Here is a 17,077-nt window from a genome sequence, read left to right as displayed (position 1 = left end):
GGCTCAGGCCAGGGGGTCGTGGTCGGGGTCGAGCTCGACCACCTGCCAGGGCAGGCCCATCTCGCCGATGCGCTCCATGAAGGGGTCGGGGTCGAGCTGCTCGACGTTAAACACGCCGTCACCCTTCCAGATGCCTTCCAGCATCAGCATGGCGCCGGTCACCGCCGGCACGCCGGTGGTGTAGGAGATCGCCTGGGACTGCACCTCGGCGTAGCACTCCTGATGGTCACAGATGTTGTAGATGTGCACCTTGCGCCGCTTACCGTCCTTGATGCCATCGGCGATGATGCCGATGTTGGTCTTGCCCTTGGTGCGCGGGCCCAGCGAGGCCGGGTCGGGAAGCACCGCCTTGAGGAACTCCAGCGGGGCGATCTCGGTATCGCCCACCTTGATCGGCTCGATGCTGGTCATGCCGACGTTCTCGAGCACCTTGAGATGGGTGATGTACTTGTCGGAAAAGGTCATCCAGAAGCGGATGCGCTCCAGGCCCTTGATGTTCTGGCTGAGGGACTCGAGCTCCTCGTGATAGAGCAGGTAGAGGTCCTTCTCGCCGATGCCGTCGAAGTCGAAGGTGCGCTTCACCGCCAGCGGGTCGGTCTCCTTCCACTCGCCCTTCTCCCAGTAGCGGCCCTTCGCGGTGATCTCGCGAATGTTGATCTCCGGGTTGAAGTTGGTGGCGAAGGGGTAGCCGTGGTCGCCACCGTTGGCATCCAGGATGTCGATGCGGTGGATCTCGTCGAACAGGTTCTTCTGGGCGTAGGCGCAGTAGATGTTGGTCATACCCGGGTCGAAGCCGCAGCCCAGGGTGGCCATGTTGCCCGCGTCCCTGTAGCGCTCCTGGAAGGCCCACTGCTCCTTGTACTCGAACTTGGCCTCGTCCGGATGCTCGTAGTTGGCGGTGTCCAGGTAGGGCACGCCGGTACGCAGGCAGGCCTCCATGATGGTCAGGTCCTGATAGGGCAGGGCCACGTGGATCAGCACGTCGGGCTTGAACGACTCGATCAGGGCGACCAGCGCCTCGACGTCGTCAGCATCCACCCGGGCGGTCTGGATCGGGCGATCCAGCTGGTCGGCGATGGCCTTGCACTTCGCCTCGTTGCGGCTGGCCAGCATGATCTCGCTGAAGACCTCGGGATGCTGGGCGCACTTGTGGGTAACGACGCCGCCGACGCCGCCGGCGCCGATAATCAGGACTTTGCTCATGGGGTTCGAATCCAGATCGGGAAATGTCAACAGTGGTAGGGTCTTATCGGTAGTGAAGCGCCGCAGCACTCCCGACCCGATGCCACCCCGGTCTTGGCCTCGCTCGACCACCCTGGCAGGGGGGGAGGCGAGTGGGCGCTGATGATGGCGCCCCTTGAGGCTGGCCGCAAGCGGTTTTCGCGTCAAGCCTGCGACCTTGGTCGTAGCGCTGCTGCCGATGCCTGGGCGGTGTCTCTGCGCCGTCGTCTAGCGTGAAGAGGCCGTCCACGACAAGGCGCCACGGGGCGGAATCGCCCCGTGGCGCAGCGGGTGCCGAGCCTCAGCCCTGCTTGGGCAGGTAGCCCTCGGTGAGCGCTACCCAGTAGGCCGCGCCGATGGGCAGGATCTCCGGGTTGAGCACGTATTCCGGGTGGTGGACGAAGGGGGTGTCGCCATTGCCAAGGAAGCAGTAGGTGCCCTTCTTCTGCTGCAGCATGAAGGCGAAGTCCTCGGAGCCGAGGTAGGTGGGCCCCTCCTCGAACACCAGCTCCTCGCCGAAGGCCTGACGGGCGATGGCGGCCGCCTTGCGGGTCTCCTCGGGGTCGTTGGTCAGCACGGCGCCCGGCACGCCCTCGCGGATCTCGGAGGTGCAGCCGAAGGATTCGCTCTGCTGCTGGATGAGGCGGCGGATATTGCCCAGCACCATCTCGCGGTCCTCGGGGGTGGTGGTGCGGATGGAGAGGCGCAGGATGGCGCTGTGGGCGATCACGTTGCCCGCCTGGCCGGCCTGGAAGGCGCCCACGGTGACCACGGCGCGGTGGGCGGGGGCCACATTGCGGGCGACCACGCTCTGCAGGGCCATCACCAGCGAGGAGCCGGCGACCACCGGGTCGATGGCATGCTCCGGGAAGGCGCCGTGGCCGCCCTTGCCGGTGATCTCCACCTCCCAGTTGTCCACCGCGGCCATGGTGTCGCCTTCCGTGAAGTAGAGCTTGCCGAGCTCCAGTCCCGGCATGTTGTGCATGCCGAACACTGCGTCCATGGGAAAGCGCTCGAACAGGCCGTCGGCGATCATCGCCGGACTCCCCTCCATGGTCTCCTCCGCCGGCTGGAAGATCAGATGCACGGTGCCGTCGAAGTTGCGGGTCTCGGCCAGTTGCCTGGCGGCGGCCAGCAGCATGGTGGTATGGCCGTCGTGGCCGCAGAGGTGCGAGACACCAGGAGTTTCCGAGCGATAGTCAAGATCATTGGTTTCCTGGATCGGCAGGGCGTCGAAGTCGGCCCTCAGCCCGATGGCCCGGTCGCTGTCGCCGACCTTCAGCGAGGCGACGATGCCGTGCTTGCCGACGCCGGTCTCGATCTCATAGGCACCCAGGCTACGCAGGGTCTCCTCGATGTACCTGGCGGTCTGCGACTCCTGCATCGAGAGCTCGGGATGACGGTGCAGATGCTCGAACCACTCACGGAGCTGGGTTTCGTTCTGCTTGATTTCCTTGACGATGGCATTCATGTCTCTTTCCTCTTCAATCTAAGGGCGGTTCCAGCAACGTTCGGCTGACGCCCACCGGCCGCTCGGCCGGTGAGCCGTTATGGCATCAGGCATTGTCGGCCGGGCGGCCCTTGGGGATCGTCAGCACGATCGAGGCGATGGCGACCAGCAGCATGATCAGCATGACCAGCAAGGCGAAGAAGGCGGCTTCCCGGGAGGCCAGGTTGGTCTGGTTGCCGACGAAGCTGATGACCCCTTCGATCCAGCGGATGCCGGCGTTGTTGCCCGCGATGGCGGTGTAGATCGCCGAGGAGATCGCCACGCCGAAGGAGGCGCCCAGGGAGGAGGCCATCTTGTAGATGCCCGCGCCGGCACCTGACTGGTCGGCGGGCAGGTTGGAGAGTGCCGCATCGGTAGAGGGAGTGGCGTAGAAGGCGAGGCCGACGCCGAACAGCGAGAAGGCGATAACGGCGAGGATCTTGTAGCTGCCCAGCATCAGGTTGGTGGGCATCAGCAGCACGATGGCCAGGCCGACGATATAGCAGCCCCACAGCATCGGCTGGCGCGGACCGAAGCGCTGCAGGAGCCGCTCGCCAACGCGGATGAAGGCCAGGATGGAGATCGCGTAGCCCAGCGTCAGCAGGCCGGCTTCCTGGGCCGAGATACCGCCACCCTGCTGCAGTACCAGCATGGCGACGATGATGATGCCGGCGGTGGCATTGAGCAGCATGTTGGAGATGGTAGCACCGGTGTAGGTTGTTCTGGTCAAGTCGTAGCGGACACTTTTATTAAGCTGCTTCCGCGATTTTCTCGATCTCCCTCGGCGCGTGATAGCCAAGGGTTGAGTGGAGCCGGCAGCTGTTGTACTCCATCTCGATAGAGGTCACGACGTCGCGCCTCGCTGACAGGCGGGTCCAGTACCGCTGCCCCTCCAGCCATTCGCTCTTCAGAGAGCCGAAGAAGCGCTCCATGACCGCATTGTCCCAACAGTTCCCCTTGCGGCTCATGGAGGCCAGGAACCCGTGTTTAACCAGTCGTTCGCGATACGTACGAGAGGCGTACTGGCTGCCGCGATCGGAGTGGTGTAACACCCCCCGGGGAGGTCGCCGACGGCCAATTGCCATCTCCAGGGCGTCCAGAGTGAGTGACGTCTTCATATGGTCGGCCATGGCCCAGCCGATGACCTGTCGGTCGTAGAGGTCCAGCACGGCCGCCAGGTACAACCAGCCTTCCAGGGTCCAGATGGCAGTGATGTCGGCCACCCACGCCTGATTGGGCTCAGGCACCGTGAACTGCCGCTTGAGCAGATTGGGAGCCACTGGCAACCCGTGGTCGCTGTCCGTCGTATGTCGGTAGCGGCGACGCTGTCGGCAGGCGACAGCGGCTTCCTGCATCAGGCTACGCGCCTGATAACGACCGACCGTATGACCTCTGCGACGGAGTTCCTTGGCCATTCGCCGGCTCCCATAGCTACCACGTTTCTGACCGTGGATGTCCTTGACCTCCCGGTGCAGGCACTGGCGCTGCTCATCGGGTTCACGCTGACGCCAGGCATAGAAGCCACTGCGGCTGACGTCCATGACACGGCACAGCACCGCCACTGGGAAGGAGGCCTTCTCCGACTCGATAAACCGGTATCTCAGCTCGACTCTCTCGCGAAGAAGGCCGTTGCCTTTTTTAAAACTTCCTTTTCAATCCGTAACTTACGAACTTCTTCGCGAAGCTTCCTGATCTCGGCATCCCGCTCATCTGCCTGGTCGTCAGTCACACCATCCTCCCGGTCACGTTGCTGGCGACACCAGCGATCCAGCAGGCTGCGATCAATATCCAGCCGCCTGGCAGCCTCGGAGATGGCATAACCCTCTCCTCGAACCATGTTGACCGCCTCAGCCTTGAATTCGTCGGAGTGCCGACGTCGCGTCTTCTTGGTCATGAACACCTCCAATGCCTCCAGTATGAGGCTTACCGGGGTGTCCGCTCCAATTAGACCAGTTCACAATGAGTTTCTGCCCGGGTGAGACATCACCCGGGCAATTACCATTACCTAAAGACGTTACAGCGTCATGTATGGCTGGGCTTCTCCAGCGCGAAACTGGTAGACATTCCAGTCATCCTGCTTGGGTCCAGGCATACCCGGGGTGCCGATGGGCATGCCCGCCAGGCCGATGCCGTCGGTATCGGGGTACTCCTCGAAGAGTTTCTCTACGGCCTCAAAGGGCACGTGACCCTCGATGATGTACTCACCCATTTCGATGGTGTGGCAGGAGCCCAGACCGTAGGGAAGTCTGGCACGTTCCTTGACCTGGCCGACCGGCACGTCGTCGACGATAGTGACCCCGACGCCAAGCGCTTCGAGTTGGCGGGCATATTCATCGCAGCAGCCGCACTGGGGGTTCTTGTAGAGCGTCGCCGCATTGGGCAAGGCCGCCTGGGCGGTGCCGGCACCGATCAGCAGTGCAGAGGAGGCAAGCAGAGTGGGGACAAGGCGTTTCATGAGCGATCCTCCCGGGAACGACGAGACGTGAAGAGATACTTGACGAGAGTAGCGATGCCGAGGCCGAGCAGAAGCATGACACTCAGAGGCATCAGCCAGCCCATCCAGCCCATTGAACCCATCAGGGCAAAGCAATCGTTGGCGTACATGATGTGACTCCTGACGAAAGTTAGGGAGCACCGATAACGAGCCAATATGTCGTTACCGGGAAGTCGAGCGACGTCAGGATCTGGGAGGTTCTCGGGGTGGTGCAGCGATGAACTCAACCACGGCCGGGTCGGCCAGGTCGGCAAGAGCGTCTGGAGGGACGCGGGGGACAGTCGGCGTGGCGGTCAATGCCGCACAGGCGCCGCAATCGGCGTTGGCGTGATCGAGCATCTCGACCTGGGAGGTACCGCAGTCGACGGCGCAGTCATCCATAGACGCATGACCGGGCAGGCTGGCGACCAGCAGCAGAGCCGCGAGCAGCAGCGCCAACAGGCGTACTCCTCGGAGGTGCAGCAGGCAGCGAACATTGCAGGTCATTCGGTCATCCTCATGGTCGAGTCCCCATTCTGCCTCGGTGGCCGTGTTGTCCAACATGATCCAGGACAAGGGATTCGGCATGGTCTTTATCAGAGCCTTGGATGCTACAACCTACGTGTAACACAAGGGTCAAGGGGTTTCGAGTTCAGTCTCATTTCAGGTTGCTGCAGTATAACCAAGGCTCCACTGATACGATCAAAGAGGTTCTATGATGCGTAAGTCACTGCTGGCCATCACCCTTGGCCTGGCCGCCACTTCCGCCCTTGCTGCCGGTGAACATGGTGGCTCCCACTCCACCACGCCTGATGCCGAGGTCGACCGCACCATTCAGGTCGAGGCGGGCGACATGTGGTTCGATCCCGAGGAACTCAGCATCTCCGCCGGAGAGACTGTGCGCTTCAAGGTAGTCAACACCGGCAACCTGAAGCACGAATTCGTGATCGGCGATGCCGCAGCCCAGGAAGCGCACCGCGAGATGATGCAGGCTATGGGAGACAGTGGTCATGGTGACGGCCACGACGGCCATGGCGGCCATGACATGGCGGAAGGTGCCCATGGCGGCGAGATGCCGGCGGTGACCATCGCCCCCGGCGACACCGCAGAGCTGGTGTGGACCGCCCCCGCTGACGTGGAGTCGCTCGTCTATGCCTGTAATATCTCTGGGCACTACGAATCCGGCATGGCCGGGGAGATCCAGCTAGGCAAGTGAGCCGACGCATGAAGCTCTTGCTACTCGAAGATGACGACTTGCTGGCCGAGAGCCTCGCCGAATCCCTCAAGGACAACGGTTACCGGATCGACCTAGCCACGTCCCTGAGAGACGCCGAGGCACTTACGACGACCGAAACCTACGCGCTGGCGATCATGGACCTGGGCCTTCCCGATGGCTCGGGTCTCGACCTGCTCAAGCGGTGGCGCCAGTCGGGTCGCGACCTGCCGGTGCTGATCCTGACGGCTCGGGACGCCTGGGAAGACAAGGTCGTCGGGCTCGAAGGCGGCGCAGACGACTACCTGACCAAGCCCTTCCACGAAGCCGAGCTTATCGCCCGGGTAAAGGCGCTGCTGCGCCGCCAGTCGGGGCGACTCTCCGGTGAGCTGACACTGGGGGGCGTGTCCCTGGACGAGGCCAACCAGTGCGTCCGTGTGGCCGATGGCCCCTGGCACCCGCTGACAGGCACCGAGTTCGTGCTGCTGCGCTACTTCATGCATCATCCGGGGCGCGTGCTCTCCAAGGAGCACCTCCTCAACCAGCTCTACGCCCTGGAGCAGGACGCCGCGGCCCCCAATATCATCGAGGTCTATATCGCGCGGCTGCGTCGTCACCTGGGCAAATCGAGTATCCAGACCCGTCGCGGCCAGGGCTATGTCTTCGTTGCGGATTGATCGTCGCAGCCTGCGTATCCGGTTGCTGGCCTGGCTGTCGGGTATCGCCCTGCTGGTCACCGGGTTGACCTGGCTGTTGCACGGCATCCTGCTCAACGACCTGGCGCGGGACTTCCTGGGGGAAAGGCTCGAACGCGAGGCCGATCACGCCATCGAGCAACTTCGACGCGACCACCTGGCCACCGCCAGGGTCCTGGATTCCGCCAGCCGCGGTTTCGAGATTTTCCATCACCTCTATGTGCTGCGCCTTGGCGATGAGGTCTCGGCTTCTCATCCACGCTGGCAGGAGGCGCTGTTGTCACTGCTGGATAGTGACGAGTCGCTGGCCGAGGTGCGTGAGGCGGGTCAGCACCTGCTGGTCTTTCGCCAGCCCTTCACCCTCGACAATCAACCCGGGGTGCTGCTGATCGGGGAGGATTTCTCCCAGGTGGAGGCGGGCCTTCATCGTCTGCACTGGTGGGTCGGCGGCATCGCCGCCAGCCTGCTGCTGCTGCTGGTGGTACTCAACCTGCTGGCCGTCAGCCGGGGCATGGTGCCGCTATCGCGGCTGCGCGACCAGCTCGGTGAGTTGCAGGCCGGCAAGCGCGATCGCCTCTCTCTGGACGTCCCCTCCGAGCTCGACAGCCTGGTCGGGCAGCTCAACCGCTTCATGGACGAGATCGATGGCCGCCTGCAGCGCTCCCGGGAGTCGGTCGCCAACCTCTCTCACGCGCTGAAGACGCCCCTGGCCGCGGTCATTCAGGTACTGCGCGGTTCTCGCCCCATCGATGAGTCGCGTCGCCAACGTCTGGTGGAGCGCCTGGAGGAGATTCATGCCCAGCTCGATGTTGAGCTCAGACGCTCGCGCATCGCGGGTCCCAATGCAGGTCGCCTCGCTGATCCGTGTCGCGACGCCAGCCGACTGGTCGACATGTTCCGGACCCTTTACCCGAACAAGCGCTTCATCCTGAAGATGCCCGAGTGCACGGGACAGCGCATTCCCGTCGAGTCCCAGGACCTCTCGGAGATGATCGGTATCGTGCTGGACAACGCCGGCAAATGGGCGACGAAGGAGGTTCACTGCGAGATTGCCCTGGAGGGCAGCCTCAGCCTGCGGGTCGAGGATGACGGTCCCGGGGTAGCAGATGATGACCTCTCTCGTCTCGGTGAGCGCGGTTGGCGCCTGGACGAGTCGCATCCCGGCTATGGATTGGGCCTGTCGATCCTGAGCCAGCTCTTGAGGCGCTATGCCGGGAAGGTCCGCTTCGGACATAGCACACTGGGCGGTCTGCATGTGGAGATTCACGTGCCCTTCGCGCAGGACGCTTTGTAACCCGGCCTTTTCAGCCCCGATTCAGCTTGTCCCGTCATGATATCGCCTTCAGACATCGACGGGAGTCACAGATGGCACGTTCCAGCGTCATCACGCATCCGCTGTCGCGCCGGCGGCTGCTCAAGGGCGGGGCCGCCCTGGGCATCGGCTCGGCAGCCGCCCTTGGCCTGCGCCCGGCCTGGGCCGACCCATGGGGGGAGACCAACGTTTACGCCAAGGGGGTCGAGGAAGGCCCGGAAGTTGCCCTGGCCATCCGTCGCGAGTCGCTTGACATCGATGGCCAGGCGGCGCGGCCGTTCACCATCAACGGCGAGAGCCCCGGGCCGATGATTCGGCTCAAGGAGGGCCAGAATGCCGTGCTCAAGGTGACCAACCTGCTCGACGAGCCGACCTCCATCCACTGGCATGGCCTGATCCTGCCGCCCGACCAGGATGGCGTCCCCGGGGTGAGCTTCCCAGGTATCGCCCCCGGCGAGACCTTCACCTACCGTTTCCCGGTGCGCCAGAACGGCACCTACTGGTACCACAGCCATTCCGGGCTGCAGGAGCAGCTCGGCCATGCCGGTCCGCTGATCATCGATGCCGCCGAGCGCGAGCCCTTCCGCTACGACCGCGAGCACGTGCTGCTGCTCACCGACTGGACCTTCGAGGATCCCATGACGGTGTTCCGCAACCTCAAGACCGCCGAGGGATACTACAACTTCCAGGAGCGCACCATCGCTGACTTCTTCGCCGACGTACGCGATAAGGGCTTCGCGGCGACGGCGGAGATGCGCGGCATGTGGGAGAAGATGCGCATGAGCTCCCGCGACATCGCCGACGTCACCGGCAGCACCTACACCTACCTGCTCAATGGCCATTCCCCCGAGGAGAACTGGACGGCGCTGTTCAAGGCCGGCGAGCGGATCCGCCTGCGGGTGATCAACGGCTCGGCGATGAGCTACTTCGACGTACGCATCCCCGGCCTGAAGATGACCGTGGTGGCAGCCGACGGCCAGCCGGTGCAGCCGGTGCCGGTCGACGAATTCCGCATCGCGGTAGCCGAGACCTACGACGTGCTGGTCGCCCCCGAGGACGACACTGCTTACACGATCTTCGCCGAGTCGATGGATCGCAGCGGCTATGCGCGTGCCACCCTGGCGCCGCGCGAGGACATGGCGGCCGAGATTCCCGAGCGGCGCAGGATCGCCGACCGCGGCATGGAGGCCATGGGCGCCCATGACATGGGGGACATGGATCACGCAGGCATGGAGGACATGAACGACGCTGATGACATGGGGAGCATGGATCATGCCGAGATGGAGGGCATGGACCATTCCGATATGCAGCCGGGTGCTAGCAACGCGGCGGGCATGCTCGCCCCCGGCAAGGCCCAGCCAGGCTCTCGCTATGGCCAGGCCGGAATCGGCATAGACCCTGACGCGCGTCGCACCCTGGTCTACCGCGACCTCAAGGCCTTCACCCCCTGGCCGGATCGTCGCCCTCCGGGCCGCGAGCTGGAGCTGCGCCTGACCGGCAACATGGAACGCTACATGTGGTCCTTCGACGGCAAGAAGTTCAGCGAGATGACCGGCCCCATCCACTTCGAGAAGGACGAGCGCCTGCGCCTGATCCTGGTCAACGAGACGATGATGGAGCACCCCATCCACCTTCACGGCATGTGGATGGAGCTGGAGAACGGCCAGGGTGAGCTGATACCGCGCAAGCACACCCTGAACATCAAGCCCGGCGAGCGCGTCTCGGCGCTGATCACCGCCGACGCCGAGGGCAGCTGGGCCTTCCACTGCCACCTGCTCTATCACATGGATGCCGGCATGTTCCGGGTCGTCAAGGTCTCGTAAGGAGAAGGCATGAATACCAGAATCCCGATGATCGCCGCCGGTGCCCTGCTGGCCACGACGCCGCTCTCCGTCGTCCAGGCCGAGGACGGCTACGATGCCCCGGCGGACTGGCCCGCCCCAATGACCGAACACAACATGGCCATGGCGCTGTTCGACCGGCTTGAATATGCCGTGCCCGACAAGGGTCACGAGGAGCTGGCCTGGGACTTCCAGGCCTGGTACGGCGGCGACGTCAACCGGGTCTACCTGAAGTCCGAGGGCGAGAACGTCCAGGGCGATGGCAAGGATGCCGAGTTCGAATCCCTGGAGCTGCTCTACAGCCGGCTGATCGCCGACTTCTGGGAGCTGCAGGGCGGTGTCGGCTACCAGGGCGGCGTCTTCTCCGATGACCACGCCGAGCGCGGCTACGGGGTGATCGGCCTGCAGGGGGTGATGCCATACGGCATCGAGACCGACCTGGCGCTGCAGGTCAGCGACGAGGGTGACGTCTCGGCGAGCCTGGAGGGCGAATACGACCTGCGTCTGACTCAGCGGCTTTACCTGCAGCCGCGTACCGAGATCGCCGTGGCCGCCAGCGAGGCCGAGACATTCGGTGTCGGCGAGGGGCTCAACTCGGTCCGCGTCGGCATGCGCCTGGGCTACGAGGTAACACGCCGTTTCGCGCCCTATGTCGGCGCCTACTGGCAGAAACAATACGGCGATACCGCCGACATCGCCCGCCACCATGGCGACCCCACCGAAGATACCGGCGTCGTCGCTGGCGTCAGGCTGATGTTCTGACCCGCCGCTGGCCCAACGTGCTATCGACGCCACCGGGCGGTGGCGTCGTCGTCTCTGACGATCGTCACATGGATTGCCCAGGATCAATCGCCTCTGGCAGCACATTCAGCCTGGATTCAGACAGCGCCGCCACACTGAGAGCCAAAGGAGCCATCGCCGCGCGATCGACGATGGACGGTAAGTCACCTCAGGAGCGTTGCATGATCCCCTATCCTCAGATCGACCCGGTGGCACTTGCGGTCGGCCCCCTGCGCATCCACTGGTATGGGCTGATGTACGTGGTGGGATTAGCCGCGGCATGGTGGCTGGGTAGGCGGCGCGCCCACCGGCTAGGCCTCACCCATGACGATATCGGCGACCTGATCTTCTACGGCGCGCTGGGGATCATCCTCGGCGGTCGACTGGGGTACGTGCTCTTCTACGGTCTCGATCAGCTATCAGCCGATCCACTGTGGCTGTTCAGGCTCTGGGAAGGCGGCATGAGCTTTCATGGTGGCCTTGCCGGCGTGCTGGTCGCCGCCTGGTGGTTTGCTCGCCGCCATCGCCTCGCCTTCCTGCAGCTGACCGACTTCATCGCGCCGCTGGTACCGATCGGCATGGCGGCCGGGCGACTGGGCAACTTCATCAACCACGAGCTACCCGGGCGCGTGAGCGACGTCCCCTGGGCGATGGTCTTCCCGTCCATGATGGGGCTGGGTTCGGCGCCCCGTCATCCGTCCGCTCTCTACGAGTTTGCCCTGGAGGGCGTGGTGCTGTTCGTCGTGCTGTGGTGGGTCTCCACCCGACCGCGCCGACGCGGCATCGTCTCGGGACTCTTCATGATGCTCTACGGCGTCTTTCGCTTCGCGGTCGAGTTCGTGCGCCTGCCCGACCCCCAATTGGGCTTCATCGCCTACGACTGGCTCACCATGGGGCAGTTGCTGTCCCTGCCGATGATGGCGGCAGGACTGCTCCTGCTGCTCGCAGCCCAGCGCCGAGACCCGCTGGACGCGGTGGCCGGAGAAAGTCGACCATCGACGTGACGCCGATACGATTCCCCTCACACCCCAACCCACCGGGAGGTCGCCATGGAGAAGAGAGCACAATGCCGCCTGATGATGGTCTGGCTGCCGCTGGCGGGCATCCTCGCCGTGGGCGGCTACCTGCTGGTGACCGGCCAGCGATTACATCTTTACCAGGCGCTGCTGCTACTCGCTTGCCCGCTGATGCATCTCTTCCTCCATCGCCACAACGGTGGCCAGCAGGATCGTGGCGACGATGACTGACTATCCGCAAGCAGAGAAGGGAGGTTGACCATGTCACATCACGACCATCGCCCCGGCGTTTCACAAGCGTCCCTGGTCACTCGCTCGCTTAAGGTAACGTCCGAAGCGTCAGGGCATATCGCGGCGGCAGTGACCGAGATCGACGCGCTGTCCGGCCTCGACGGAGTGACCTACGATCCGCAGCACCGCAAGCTCCACCTGGCCTACGATGCCAAGCGGCTGTGTATCGACGATATCGAGGCGGTATTGGCACGGCATGGCGTAGACATCGGCGCCGGACGTTGGAACCGGATCAAGGAGGACTACTACCGCTTCATCGACCAGAACGTGAAGGACAATGCCAAGCAGAAACCCTGGAGCTGTCATTGAGCTCGGGGCTGGCGTGTCATTGCCACAGAGCGCGGCATGACGCCTGACCGACCGCCTGGGCGATGGCTCCTGTGGCCAGAATGGCATGTGGCCCTGTTCACGTTCCTGCTCAACGTGCCCTGGGAGTTCCTGCAGGTGCCCCTATACCAGGACATGCCCTCGATGCCGCACTGGACCGCAGTGAAGGCGTGCATGCAGGCAGCGGCCGGTGATGCGCTGATCGGGCTGGTCGCCTACTGGGTGGTGGCTCTATGGCGACGCCGCCGTGGCTGGCTGTGGCGCTATGGGCTCAAGGAGTGCGCCGCCTTCGTACTGGCAGGACTGATCATCACGGTAGGCCTGGAGTGGCACGCCACCGCCATCGCCCAGCGCTGGAGCTACGCGCCGGTGATGCCCACCCTGCCATGGCTGGGTACCGGCCTCACCCCACTGCTGCAGTGGCTGCTGCTCCCGCCGCTCTTCCTGTGGATCGCTTCACGCCACCTCGCCGGTACTGCGGCCCTCCAAACACGTGGACATTGACCCTTGGGTAACACAATGGTTCTAGGGTAAAGCAAAACCGGTTGCCCCTGGCACAGCACGCCTGGCAGTTCGATGCCTCACTCGCCCATATCGACACGCAAGGAGATGCATGGACAGGTCGCCTCAGTACCAGAAGAACAGCCTCTCCCTCGTCGGGGCCATCGCCCTGGGAACCGGCGTGATGATCGGTGCCGGGATCTTCGCGCTGACCGGACAGATGGCCGAGATGACCGGCGAGCTGTTTCCCCTGGCCTTCCTCTCGGCGGCCATGATCGTCAGTTTCAGCGCCTACTCCTACGTCAAGATGTCCAATGCCTACCCGTCGGCCGGCGGCATCGGCATGTACCTTCACAAGGCCTATGGGCCCACCCTGCCCACGGCCTTCCATGCGCTGCTGATGTACTTCTCCATGGTGATCGCCCAGAGCTTCCTGGCGAGAACCTTCGGTTCCTACACCCTGGAGCTGTTCGATGGTGGTAACCGGTCGCTGCTGGTGCCGTCACTGGGTGTCGGCCTGCTGATCGCGGCCTTCCTGATCAACCTCTCCGCCAACAAGCTGATCCAGGGGGTCGCGTCGGTACTGGGGGTCATCAAGATCGGGGGCATCATCCTGTTCGGCGTGGTGGGCGTGCTGGTGGCCGACACCATCGGCATCCAGGCGACCACCGAGGCACCGGCACCCAGCGGGTCCGGGTTCCTTGGGGCCACCGCGCTCGGCATCCTCGCCTTCAAGGGGTTCACTACCATCACCAACAGCGGCGCCGAGATTCGCGATCCGCACCGTAACGTCGGCCGGGCCATCATCGTCTCGATCGCCCTGTGCGTGGTGATCTATGCGCTGGTGGGCCTCGCCGTCGCCAGCAATCTGTCGCTGACGGAGATCATCGCGACGCAGGACTACTCACTGGCCGCGGCCGCACGGCCCGCCCTGGGCGAGGCCGCCGTCTGGTTCACCGTCCTGCTCGCCATGCTGGCCACGGCAGGCGGCATCATCGCTAGCGTGTTCGCGGTGTCGCGGATGCTGGCGATGCTGACCGAGATGAAGCTGGTGCCCCATCGCCATTTCCATATGCCCGGCAGCATCCAGAAGCACACCTTGGTCTATACCATCGTGCTCGGCCTGCTGCTGACGGCGTTCTTCGACCTGAGCCGCATCGCGGCACTCGGCATCATCTTCTATCTGGTGATGGATATCGCCATTCACTGGGGGGTGTTGCGGCATCTACGCGATGCGGTGGCGGCCCGCCCGGCCATCCTGCTGACCGCGATCGCCCTCGACCTGGTGGTGCTGGCAGGCTTCCTCTGGGTCAAGGCCACCACCGACCCGCTGGTGCTCTACGTTGCCGCCGCCGCGATGGCCGTCATCCTGGTGGCGGAATACGCCTTTCTTTCCCGGCGATCCGAGCAGGACGCCGACCACCATGCTCATTCGCATGACGCGAGTGGCAGCCACAGCAGGGAGGATGGAGCATGACACAGGACCACACCCATGAGGTCACGGACCCCGTCTGCGGGATGACGGTCGATCCTCACCATACCGACCACCGCGCCTCACACGCTGGAAAGACCTGGTACTTCTGCTCAGCCAGGTGCCAGCAGAAGTTCAAGCGGGACCCTGACGCCTACCTGCAGTGCGACGACACACCGGCCGAGCCAGCGCCGCCCGGCACGATCTACACCTGCCCGATGCACCCCGAGATCCGCCAGGAGGGGCCGGGGGACTGCCCGATCTGCGGCATGGCCCTGGAGCCCGAGACGGTCACCGCCGATAGTGGGCCTTCCGAGGAACTCAAGGACATGACCCGGCGCTTCTGGATCGGGCTGGTCCTGGCGCTGCCGGTGCTGGTACTGGAGATGGGTGGCCATGTGTTCGGCCTCGACCACCTGATCGCCCCCCAGGTCTCGAACTGGATCCAGCTGCTGCTGGCCACCCCCGTGGTGATCTGGGCAGGCGCGCCCTTCTTCGTGCGCGGCTGGCGTTCCATCGTGCGGCGCAGCCTCAACATGTTCACCCTGATCGCCATCGGCACCGGGGCGGCGCTGATCTACAGCCTGCTGGCGACGATCGTGCCGGGCATCTTCCCCGCGACCTTCCGCCAGGCCGATGGCTCGGTGGCGGTCTACTTCGAGGCGGCGGCGGTGATCGTGGCGCTGGTGCTGCTCGGACAGGTGCTGGAGCTGCGTGCCCGGGAGAAGACCTCCGGGGCGATCCGCGCCCTGCTCGACCTGGCGCCGGCCACCGCACGCCGCCTGGACGACGACGGCCAGGAGGAGGAGGTCTCCCTGGACCAGGTCCAGGTGGGTGATCGCCTGCGCGTGCGCCCCGGCGACAAGGTGCCGCTGGATGGCGAGGTGCTGGAGGGGCGCTCCAACATCGACGAGTCGATGGTCACCGGCGAGCCGCTGGCGGTGCGCAAGGAGGCCGGCGATAACGTGATCGGTGGCAGCATCAACGGCCAGGGCTCGTTCATCATGCGCGCCGACAAGGTGGGCCGCGACACCATGCTGTCGCAGATCGTGCAGATGGTGGCCAGCGCCCAGCGCAGCCGGGCGCCCATCCAGGGGCTGGCCGACAGGGTGGCCGGCGTCTTCGTGCCGGCGGTGATCCTGGTGGCCGTGGTGGCCTTCATCGCCTGGTCGCTGTGGGGACCCGCGCCGCCCATGGCCTTCGGGCTGATCGCCGCCGTCAGCGTGCTGATCATCGCCTGTCCCTGTGCCCTGGGGCTGGCCACCCCCATGTCGATCATGGTCGGCGTGGGTCGTGGGGCCCAGGCCGGTGTATTGATCCGCGACGCCGAGGCCTTGGAGCGCCTGGAGAAGGTCGACACCGTGGTGGTCGACAAGACCGGCACACTGACCGAGGGCAAGCCGCAGGTGACCGAACTGCGGCCGGCCGAGGGCTTCGATAAGCAAGAGCTGCTGCGGCTTGCCGCGGGACTGGAGCGCGGCAGCGAACACCCCCTCGCCCAGGCCATCGTGGAAAGGGCCAAGGAAGATGGCGTGACGCTCTCGGAGGCCACGGACTTCGATTCGCCCAACGGCAAGGGGGTGACGGGGCGCATCGACGGTCATCGTGTGGCGCTCGGCAATCGCCTGCTGATGGAGAGTGAGAGCGTGGCCCTGGCCGAGCAGGAAGACGAGGCCGAGCGGCTGCGCGGCGATGGCGCCACCGTGATCTTCGCCGCGGTGGACGGGCGCCTGGCGGGTCTGCTGGCGATCGCCGACCCAGTCAAGGAGACTACCGAGGAGGCCATCCGCGCCCTGCAGGCGGACGGCATACGGGTCGTCATGCTCACCGGCGACAACCGCACCTCCGCCGAGGCAGTGGCGCGCCGCCTGGGCATCGACGAGGTGGAGGCCGAGGTGCTCCCCGAGGATAAGGGGCGCGTGGTCCAGCAGCTGCGTGACGAGGGGCGCGTGGTGGTTATGGCCGGCGACGGCGTCAACGACGCCCCCGCCCTGGCCACCGCCGACGTCGGCATCGCCATGGGCACCGGCACCGACGTGGCCATCGAGAGCGCCGGCGTAACCCTGCTGCGCGGTGACCTGACCGGTATCGTCGAGGCGCATCGGCTGTCGCGGGCCACCATGCGCAACATCCGCCAGAACCTGTTCTTTGCCTTTGTCTACAACGCCGCGGGAGTGCCGATTGCCGCGGGCATCCTCTATCCCTTCACCGGCATACTGCTGTCGCCGATCATCGCCGCCGCGGCGATGTCGCTCTCATCGGTGAGCGTGATCGCCAATGCGCTGCGCCTTAGGCTGGTGAAGTTGAAATCATTAGACTGACAAACCAGAGAGTCGGATCGACTACTGACTGCAAGGGTAGAGGCGTACTTTCGGTAAAGAGCTCGTTTTGGTGCGGTAAGCACCGGCAGGAAAAGCGTCGCCCCGGCCTGGCGGCCGAGGCGACAT

Annotated in this window: 17 protein-coding genes and 1 pseudogene; 11 read left to right on the top strand and 7 right to left on the bottom strand. The window is 64.7% G+C overall.

Going from position 1 to position 17,077, the window contains the following annotated elements; genetic code table 11:
• Nucleotides 1–3: 3 nt before the first annotated feature.
• The 7 genes and pseudogenes from ACJ7IV_RS15575 to ACJ7IV_RS15545 all read right to left on the bottom strand — a co-directional run bounded on the left by ACJ7IV_RS15575 (nucleotide 4) and on the right by ACJ7IV_RS15545 (nucleotide 5,690).
• Nucleotides 4–1,203, bottom strand: a complete 1,200-nt coding sequence (locus tag ACJ7IV_RS15575; RefSeq protein ID WP_232912151.1) for a saccharopine dehydrogenase family protein — start codon at nucleotides 1,201–1,203, stop codon at nucleotides 4–6.
• A 319-nt stretch (nucleotides 1,204–1,522) separates the two neighbouring features.
• Nucleotides 1,523–2,692 carry a M20 aminoacylase family protein gene (locus ACJ7IV_RS15570; protein WP_483865143.1) on the bottom strand — a complete coding sequence of 390 codons (1,170 nt, stop codon included), beginning with the start codon at nucleotides 2,690–2,692 and terminating at the stop codon, nucleotides 1,523–1,525.
• A gap of 85 nt (nucleotides 2,693–2,777) precedes the next feature.
• Nucleotides 2,778–3,440 carry an MFS transporter gene (locus tag ACJ7IV_RS15565; RefSeq protein WP_483865142.1) on the bottom strand — a complete coding sequence of 221 codons (663 nt, stop codon included), beginning with the start codon at nucleotides 3,438–3,440 and terminating at the stop codon, nucleotides 2,778–2,780.
• A 19-nt stretch (nucleotides 3,441–3,459) separates the two neighbouring features.
• Nucleotides 3,460–4,604 (bottom strand): annotated as a pseudogene (locus tag ACJ7IV_RS15560) (IS3 family transposase).
• A gap of 120 nt (nucleotides 4,605–4,724) precedes the next feature.
• Nucleotides 4,725–5,165 carry a DUF411 domain-containing protein gene (locus tag ACJ7IV_RS15555; protein ID WP_483865141.1) on the bottom strand — a complete coding sequence of 147 codons (441 nt, stop codon included), beginning with the start codon at nucleotides 5,163–5,165 and terminating at the stop codon, nucleotides 4,725–4,727.
• Nucleotides 5,162–5,314 (bottom strand): hypothetical protein, encoded by a 153-nt coding sequence (locus ACJ7IV_RS15550; RefSeq protein ID WP_172977657.1) that lies wholly within the window; start codon nucleotides 5,312–5,314, stop codon nucleotides 5,162–5,164. Before ACJ7IV_RS15550 ends, ACJ7IV_RS15555 begins: the two co-directional genes overlap by 4 nt.
• 73 nt (nucleotides 5,315–5,387) lie before the next feature.
• Nucleotides 5,388–5,690 carry a hypothetical protein gene (locus ACJ7IV_RS15545; protein ID WP_152478298.1) on the bottom strand — a complete coding sequence of 101 codons (303 nt, stop codon included), beginning with the start codon at nucleotides 5,688–5,690 and terminating at the stop codon, nucleotides 5,388–5,390.
• 208 nt (nucleotides 5,691–5,898) lie between these two features.
• Here ACJ7IV_RS15545 and ACJ7IV_RS15540 point away from each other — a divergent pair, with 208 nt between their 5' ends.
• The 11 genes from ACJ7IV_RS15540 to ACJ7IV_RS15490 all read left to right on the top strand — a co-directional run bounded on the left by ACJ7IV_RS15540 (nucleotide 5,899) and on the right by ACJ7IV_RS15490 (nucleotide 16,951).
• Entirely contained in the window at nucleotides 5,899–6,399 is a 501-nt protein-coding gene (locus ACJ7IV_RS15540; RefSeq protein WP_483865140.1) for a cupredoxin domain-containing protein, read from the top strand.
• 8 nt (nucleotides 6,400–6,407) lie between these two features.
• Nucleotides 6,408–7,073 (top strand): response regulator transcription factor, encoded by a 666-nt coding sequence (locus ACJ7IV_RS15535; protein ID WP_483865139.1) that lies wholly within the window; start codon nucleotides 6,408–6,410, stop codon nucleotides 7,071–7,073.
• Entirely contained in the window at nucleotides 7,054–8,385 is a 1,332-nt protein-coding gene (locus ACJ7IV_RS15530; RefSeq protein WP_483865138.1) for a sensor histidine kinase, read from the top strand. The genes ACJ7IV_RS15535 and ACJ7IV_RS15530 overlap by 20 nt, the downstream gene beginning before the upstream one ends.
• Before the next feature lie 71 nt (nucleotides 8,386–8,456).
• On the top strand, nucleotides 8,457–10,226 hold the full coding sequence (locus ACJ7IV_RS15525) for a copper resistance system multicopper oxidase (protein WP_483865137.1): 1,770 nt from the start codon (nucleotides 8,457–8,459) through the stop codon (nucleotides 10,224–10,226).
• 27 nt (nucleotides 10,227–10,253) lie between these two features.
• Nucleotides 10,254–11,006, top strand: a complete 753-nt coding sequence (locus tag ACJ7IV_RS15520; protein ID WP_483866603.1) for a copper resistance protein B — start codon at nucleotides 10,254–10,256, stop codon at nucleotides 11,004–11,006.
• Nucleotides 11,007–11,206: 200 nt separating this feature from the next.
• Nucleotides 11,207–12,028, top strand: coding sequence for a prolipoprotein diacylglyceryl transferase (gene lgt / locus ACJ7IV_RS15515; protein WP_483865136.1), 822 nt, complete (start codon nucleotides 11,207–11,209; stop codon nucleotides 12,026–12,028).
• Between the two features lie 45 nt (nucleotides 12,029–12,073).
• Nucleotides 12,074–12,271: a DUF2933 domain-containing protein gene (locus ACJ7IV_RS15510; protein ID WP_483865135.1), complete on the top strand. Its 198-nt coding sequence runs from the start codon at nucleotides 12,074–12,076 to the stop codon at nucleotides 12,269–12,271.
• 30 nt (nucleotides 12,272–12,301) lie between these two features.
• Nucleotides 12,302–12,640, top strand: coding sequence for a cation transporter (locus ACJ7IV_RS15505; RefSeq protein WP_483865134.1), 339 nt, complete (start codon nucleotides 12,302–12,304; stop codon nucleotides 12,638–12,640).
• 87 nt (nucleotides 12,641–12,727) lie between these two features.
• A complete protein-coding gene (locus tag ACJ7IV_RS15500; RefSeq protein WP_483865133.1) occupies nucleotides 12,728–13,162 on the top strand; it encodes a hypothetical protein in 435 nt (144 codons plus the stop codon).
• A 109-nt stretch (nucleotides 13,163–13,271) separates the two neighbouring features.
• On the top strand, nucleotides 13,272–14,636 hold the full coding sequence (locus ACJ7IV_RS15495) for an APC family permease (RefSeq protein WP_483865132.1): 1,365 nt from the start codon (nucleotides 13,272–13,274) through the stop codon (nucleotides 14,634–14,636).
• Complete coding sequence (locus tag ACJ7IV_RS15490; RefSeq protein ID WP_483865131.1) at nucleotides 14,633–16,951, top strand: heavy metal translocating P-type ATPase; 2,319 nt, start codon at nucleotides 14,633–14,635, stop codon at nucleotides 16,949–16,951. The genes ACJ7IV_RS15495 and ACJ7IV_RS15490 overlap by 4 nt, the downstream gene beginning before the upstream one ends.
• The last annotated feature ends 126 nt before the right edge of the window (nucleotides 16,952–17,077 follow it).

Source organism: Halomonas sp. C10-5 (assembly GCF_057169305.1).
The sequence above is the reverse complement of the archived record's forward strand: the minus strand, read 5'-3'. Positions and strand labels throughout refer to the sequence as shown.

Excerpts from the sequence above, each read along its gene's own strand:
- ACJ7IV_RS15570 (WP_483865143.1), bottom strand. The coding sequence starts at position 2,692 with ATGAATGCCATCGTCAAGGAAATCAAGCAGAACGAAACCCAGCTCCGT.
- ACJ7IV_RS15505 (WP_483865134.1), top strand. The coding sequence starts at position 12,302 with ATGTCACATCACGACCATCGCCCCGGCGTTTCACAAGCGTCCCTGGTC.
- ACJ7IV_RS15490 (WP_483865131.1), top strand. The coding sequence starts at position 14,633 with ATGACACAGGACCACACCCATGAGGTCACGGACCCCGTCTGCGGGATG.
- ACJ7IV_RS15530 (WP_483865138.1), top strand. The coding sequence starts at position 7,054 with ATGTCTTCGTTGCGGATTGATCGTCGCAGCCTGCGTATCCGGTTGCTG.
- ACJ7IV_RS15545 (WP_152478298.1), bottom strand. The coding sequence starts at position 5,690 with ATGACCTGCAATGTTCGCTGCCTGCTGCACCTCCGAGGAGTACGCCTG.
- ACJ7IV_RS15550 (WP_172977657.1), bottom strand. The coding sequence starts at position 5,314 with ATGTACGCCAACGATTGCTTTGCCCTGATGGGTTCAATGGGCTGGATG.
- ACJ7IV_RS15575 (WP_232912151.1), bottom strand. The coding sequence starts at position 1,203 with ATGAGCAAAGTCCTGATTATCGGCGCCGGCGGCGTCGGCGGCGTCGTT.
- ACJ7IV_RS15535 (WP_483865139.1), top strand. The coding sequence starts at position 6,408 with ATGAAGCTCTTGCTACTCGAAGATGACGACTTGCTGGCCGAGAGCCTC.
- ACJ7IV_RS15555 (WP_483865141.1), bottom strand. The coding sequence starts at position 5,165 with ATGAAACGCCTTGTCCCCACTCTGCTTGCCTCCTCTGCACTGCTGATC.
- ACJ7IV_RS15510 (WP_483865135.1), top strand. The coding sequence starts at position 12,074 with ATGGAGAAGAGAGCACAATGCCGCCTGATGATGGTCTGGCTGCCGCTG.
- lgt (WP_483865136.1), top strand. The coding sequence starts at position 11,207 with ATGATCCCCTATCCTCAGATCGACCCGGTGGCACTTGCGGTCGGCCCC.
- ACJ7IV_RS15540 (WP_483865140.1), top strand. The coding sequence starts at position 5,899 with ATGATGCGTAAGTCACTGCTGGCCATCACCCTTGGCCTGGCCGCCACT.
- ACJ7IV_RS15495 (WP_483865132.1), top strand. The coding sequence starts at position 13,272 with ATGGACAGGTCGCCTCAGTACCAGAAGAACAGCCTCTCCCTCGTCGGG.
- ACJ7IV_RS15525 (WP_483865137.1), top strand. The coding sequence starts at position 8,457 with ATGGCACGTTCCAGCGTCATCACGCATCCGCTGTCGCGCCGGCGGCTG.
- ACJ7IV_RS15520 (WP_483866603.1), top strand. The coding sequence starts at position 10,254 with ATGATCGCCGCCGGTGCCCTGCTGGCCACGACGCCGCTCTCCGTCGTC.